The following is a 4,499-nucleotide window of genomic DNA, read 5'->3' as shown; positions in this document are numbered from 1 at the left end:
CGCGTTGCGGACATACCGAAACCGAAATGATGCCAACGGACTCGTGCCAATGGTTCTACGAATGCAGATCGTGCAAGTCAGTATTGAAGCCCAAAGAGGGTGACTGCTGCGTGTTTTGCTCCTACGCGACTGTGCCCTGCCAACCCATTCAGACGGGCGACAGTTGCTGCGGATGATCTTACTGTCTGCTTCGTCCGCAGTCCTGCCGTCCGGCCAACAAAAATGCTGCACAACGTGTTGAATGGCAGCTTCGGGGAAGCTGTAACGCAGCGCTTTGATATCTGGCCAACGGCTGGTGTGGGCCGTTCTCGTCTCCGACCTGGATATAAGATGGGGATCTAGCTGTGGTCGGACCAGCGGCAGATGCCGACTATGCGCAGGTAGCGATCTTTGCAAAGTTTGGTTGGCTTCCCAACAGCCGACCTTCGTGCAAGGGGCGGCGAATGGCGGTAGAGAGCCCTTAGTAACCGATGCTGCGAGCCACATGAAGGTCTTCTTTGAATGATTGCAGTGTGTCAGGTTAACAGGTCCTTCGGTAAATTGGAGAGCGTTAATCAAGGCTTTCACTTTCATTCCTCTGCTTACAATCTCAGAATCAGTTGCCGAAGCGCGCCCCCGCTATATCCGCTGGTCTTCCAACCGATCTAAAAGATATTCCACTGCCGCGCGCACCCTGCGCGGAATATGACGACGCTCTGGATAGACGATCCAATGCGATCGACTTTGATCTTCAAAGCCTCCAAGAATACGCAGAACCCGACCATCCGCGATCATCGCCTCAAGGTTTTCCATCGGCGTGTAAGCGACACCAAAACCCTTTTCGACAGCTAAGCACATAAGGCCCATGCTATTCGTTTTTACGCGTCCCTTAACTCTAACCGAGATGGCTTTTCTCGTTGATGGGTCCAAGAACTGCCATACATTGTTGTTCGCCGATATGCACGAATGCTGACGCAGTTCATGAGGCGTTGACGGTTCTCCGTATCGTTCGAGGTAGGCAGGTGATGCCGCACATATCAGCTTACGGGTGGCAAGCTTGCGCGCGATCAATGCGCTGTCGGCCAAAGCGCCATATCGGATGGCAAAGTCATATCCGTCTTCAACCAGATTAACGTTTCTATTGTTGAAATCTACTTCAAGCGTTATTTGCGGGTTTTGCTCAGCAAACTCCAAAAGGATGGGCATGACCACGGTTTCTGCAAATGGACCTGCTGCTGAAACACGCACAGGCCCAGACAAGTCCGAGAATGCGCCTGTGATCGCCTGATTGGCGTCGTCTATCCCACCAATCAACTCATCAACCCTGTTTAGATAGTCACGGCCAAGATCCGTCAGCTTGACTGCTCGTGTAGTACGCGCAAGCAACTTTACACCCAATCTGTCTTCAAGCGATTGTACGCGCCGAGACACATGTGAGGTCGAAACATTCAGACGGCGTGCAGAAACAGTGAAGCTGCCAGTGCGCGCCACCATAACAAACTCTTCAACCCCATCCCAAACCGACATCTATCTATCCATTGTTGCTGCTGTGCAAAACTGTCTTGGCAAGTACCCCACTTGTGGCAATCCGGCAATGATTGGATAGGTCCTAGATTGAAGAGGTTACGGCCCTGTAATCTTACGGCCTTGCAAGGAACGCAGATGTCCAAGAAAATTTTAATTGTACTGACTTCGCACGACACACTTGGTGACACAGGTGAAAAGACCGGCTTTTGGTTGGAAGAGTTCGCGGCACCCTACTACGCGTTCTTGGATGCTGGCGTTGAACTCACACTTGCATCACCTAAAGGTGGACTGCCCCCGTTGGATCCCAAAAGCAGTGAAGACGGTTTTCAAACAGAAGACACTGCACGTTTCAATGCCGATGAAGCAGCAAAAGCGGCCCTCGCGACCACTGCAAAACTTTCTGATGTCAACGCATCCGATTTTGATGGCGTGTTTTACCCAGGTGGTCACGGTCCGATGTGGGATCTGGTGAATGATGCACACTCCATCAGCCTGATCGAAGCGTTCTGGGCCTCGAATAAGGTTGTTTCAACCGTTTGCCACGCATCCATCGCTCTTGCCAATGCCAAAGACACAAATGGCGACTACATTGTAAAGGGCCGCAATGTCACAGGTTTTACCAACACCGAGGAAGCTGCAGTAGGCCTAACCGATGTAGTTCCATTGTTGGTAGAAGACACATTGTCAGATCGTGGCGGCCTGTTTTCTAAGATCGAAGATTGGGCATCATACGCTCAAAAGGACGGCAATTTGATTACAGGTCAAAATCCCGCATCATCGACTGCCGTCGCTAAGTTGGTGCTTGAAACTCTGGGTTAACTATCTGGGTGTTTCAATGCGGGCGATACTGCACAGGGGGCGTCGGTTTATACCGATGCCCCTTTTTTAAGTGAAGTCGCTAGAAGCGGACATTGGGGCGCGTGCAGCGAAAGGAACCTTTGTCCGCAGTGTGCCAGTTCGCGATCGGCGCAGTGAAGGGCAGCTATCACAAATCTCGCTCTATCGTCTTGGGACCGCTTTGGGCTGAGAGAAGAAAAAGCTGTGCCATTTTTCACCATGTCAAGTGCTGTAGCACGTTAAATGATGACATTTGCGCCATAGGAGATGATTATGGCAGAGAGAACGGACTGGGAAGAAAAGGCAACAGGGGTTTTGCGGGCAGAGATGGCACGGCATGGCGTCACTCATGCTCAACTTGTTGAAAAGCTGGCCGACAAAGGAATCGAAGACAATGAGCGAAACCTGCGCAATATAGTAAGTCGAGGGAAATTTACCGCAGGATTTTTGTTACAATGTCTTTCCGCGCCTGGCTGTACATCGCTGTATTTGGAATAGCATTGGCCGGATCAGGGCAGGCACAGGATTCTGGTGAGCAGCCCCAGCAACCCGCCGCCGAACAGCAAGAGCTTTCCCAAAGCCTTCCGATACCTGTTCCCATTGTGATCGTCGAAAGCGAGGAAACCTCCGAAGCCCGCGAGGGGCATGAGGCAGAGGCCCGCCAGCGCGAAATAGAAGATCTTCGCGCCCAACAAGGCATGGACGCGGCTACGCAGGCCATGAATGAAGCCACCCAGAGCATGGCTCTGTATGCGTTGCTGTCTACCGTTTTCGTAGCGGTGGGAACTTTCCTTTTGTTTTGGACGCTCTACTTGACTAGGAAGGCCACCCGATCCGCTGAGGACGCAGTTCTGGTCACCCGTGATATCGGAGAGGCGCAAGTCAGGGCTTACTTGACCCCATCACTTGTTCAGGTTTCTTGCACCGCAGAAAATCCTTGCCTTACATTTAGGTGCAACATTACTAACCACGGCCAGTCTCCTGCAAGTGATGCATTTGCTCTGGTCAAGGTATCTCTTTTTATCGATGGTGGCACAGTTGAACACAAGTTGTTCCACGAGATTGGAGAAATCCCCACCGGTCAAAGTGAAGGGCCACCAATATCCTACACTGATGCTAAAATTTCCCACAACAGGTTCAAATCCTCGTGCGCTTGTCACATCCAAATCAAAATAATCGCTCACGATGTGTTCAAAAAACGGGTGGAGGCTTCCCGGTTCTTTATGGCTGGGGGCCACCCCCAAAATGACGTGGCTTACATGATATCCAAATTTGCCAGCCAGATACATTACGAGCTTGGGACTGACCTCGAAGAAGCTGATTTTGCTCACCTCGTGCCCAATTGGCGCAAACCAAACTGGGGCAAGGTAGAATAGGAGAGCCTTAATCATCACTCACACCTGCTTGGTGCGCTTGATACATAGGGCCGCAAGTAATCACAGAGTTCCAGACGGGGCGGTTGCCCCGAAATTACCTTCATTGTTGTATTTTGTCATCGAAAGAACATGAATTTTTGGATTGTCGCTTTGTCCACAAGCAGACCTCTGCGCAGACCGCAGTGAACTACCGTTTTCCGCCCCTTGTGCCTGAGCTCCGGCCAATGCTGCACCAGGCATGAATGTCGTGTTTGGGCTGACAGCAGTCAACCAGGTCTGTCGATCAGACCGGCGACAGAGTGTTCAGGGTGAAAACCACACGCTGCATCGCCGAAAGGCGGCTTTGTGCCGTTATTCACGGATGCTGCGCCTTGAACAAATGTTAGCTATAGCAGAACTGGCCAAAAACGTGGAAAATCAAGTTGGGTTCTGCTAAAGGTTTCCGTCATATGAATTTTCATTGGTTTTGGCGATCAAGCCCCTCGTGGCAAGAATGAACGTTATCGGCCTATGCTTATGGTTGAGTTGGAGGCTTAGGGTTGTTCGCTCGGCTTCGTAAAAAGACTGCTTTCGCAGCTTCGAGAGTTAGTTTTTTCTCATCACCATAAGCGCTAACAGTCTTCACCATGCATTCCGCTTTGTGACCTGAGCCCCTGAATTTCCTCCATTTTTGTGTAGAGTCCGCCCAACCGAAAGGCGGACAAATGAAGACGAGATTCACGGACGAACAGATCATCCAAATGATCAAGGAGCAGGAAGCTGGCGAGAAGACGGCTGACG

Annotated in this window: 5 protein-coding genes; 4 read left to right on the top strand and 1 reads right to left on the bottom strand. The window is 51.2% G+C overall.

Annotated features, from left to right (window positions below):
- On the top strand, positions 1-176 hold a 176-nt coding region (locus tag QZ268_RS08980; RefSeq protein WP_295451241.1), incomplete at its 5' end, for a GDCCVxC domain-containing (seleno)protein.
- Between the two features lie 442 nt (positions 177-618).
- On the opposite strand, the gene QZ268_RS08975 is transcribed toward QZ268_RS08980, so the two are convergent.
- A complete protein-coding gene (locus tag QZ268_RS08975; protein ID WP_295451239.1) occupies positions 619-1,506 on the bottom strand; it encodes a LysR family transcriptional regulator in 888 nt (295 codons plus the stop codon).
- 135 nt (positions 1,507-1,641) lie between these two features.
- Here QZ268_RS08975 and QZ268_RS08970 point away from each other — a divergent pair, with 135 nt between their 5' ends.
- From QZ268_RS08970 to QZ268_RS08960, 3 genes are all read left to right on the top strand, one after another.
- Positions 1,642-2,325 carry a type 1 glutamine amidotransferase domain-containing protein gene (locus QZ268_RS08970; protein ID WP_295451237.1) on the top strand — a complete coding sequence of 228 codons (684 nt, stop codon included), beginning with the start codon at positions 1,642-1,644 and terminating at the stop codon, positions 2,323-2,325.
- Positions 2,326-2,616: 291 nt separating this feature from the next.
- Positions 2,617-2,841, top strand: a complete 225-nt coding sequence (locus QZ268_RS08965; protein ID WP_295451234.1) for a DUF6471 domain-containing protein — start codon at positions 2,617-2,619, stop codon at positions 2,839-2,841.
- A complete protein-coding gene (locus QZ268_RS08960; protein ID WP_295451231.1) occupies positions 2,799-3,719 on the top strand; it encodes a hypothetical protein in 921 nt (306 codons plus the stop codon). The genes QZ268_RS08965 and QZ268_RS08960 overlap by 43 nt, the downstream gene beginning before the upstream one ends.
- Positions 3,720-4,499 lie beyond the last annotated feature (780 nt).

Source organism: uncultured Pseudophaeobacter sp. (assembly GCA_905479575.1).
GTDB lineage: Bacteria > Pseudomonadota > Alphaproteobacteria > Rhodobacterales > Rhodobacteraceae > Pseudophaeobacter.
This window is presented reverse-complemented; position numbering and strand designations above follow the sequence as displayed.

Excerpts from the sequence above, each read along its gene's own strand:
- QZ268_RS08960 (WP_295451231.1), top strand. The coding sequence starts at position 2,799 with ATGTCTTTCCGCGCCTGGCTGTACATCGCTGTATTTGGAATAGCATTG.
- QZ268_RS08965 (WP_295451234.1), top strand. The coding sequence starts at position 2,617 with ATGGCAGAGAGAACGGACTGGGAAGAAAAGGCAACAGGGGTTTTGCGG.
- QZ268_RS08975 (WP_295451239.1), bottom strand. The coding sequence starts at position 1,506 with ATGTCGGTTTGGGATGGGGTTGAAGAGTTTGTTATGGTGGCGCGCACT.
- QZ268_RS08970 (WP_295451237.1), top strand. The coding sequence starts at position 1,642 with ATGTCCAAGAAAATTTTAATTGTACTGACTTCGCACGACACACTTGGT.